We start from the raw sequence: 356 nt of genomic DNA, 5'->3' as shown, positions 1-356 counted from the left end.
AAGACACAGGTTCAGACATGGGTTAGATGGCATAAGGCTGGGGATATACATCGATTCGAACAGCCTGTTGGAAAGCAATACACTTACGGAAAAGGTCCAGAGTATTCTTCCGAATTAGAGAAACTGCTGGCAGAGAACCGTTATCTGAGACAACAGAATGAAGTTTTAAAAAAGTACAACGAATTGGAAAGGAAGTTGATAGCGAAACGTCAGTCGAACTTGTAGAAGTATTGCACAGCACAATGACCGTGCAGGATATCTGTATTCATTTAGGTATCTCTCGAGCGTCCTATTATCGTTGGAAGAAGAATCTGACGAAAGATTATCCCAAGCGCCATTTGGAAAAACAAATCGGC

At 41.9% G+C, this 356-nt stretch carries 1 pseudogene; it reads left to right on the top strand.

What is annotated here, in order from left to right:
• Positions 1-356 (top strand): annotated as a pseudogene (locus AC0DBE_RS21750) (DUF1492 domain-containing protein); the annotation flags it as partial.

This window comes from Bacillus sp. VA15 (assembly GCF_055721145.1).
The sequence above is the reverse complement of the archived record's forward strand: the minus strand, read 5'-3'. Positions and strand labels throughout refer to the sequence as shown.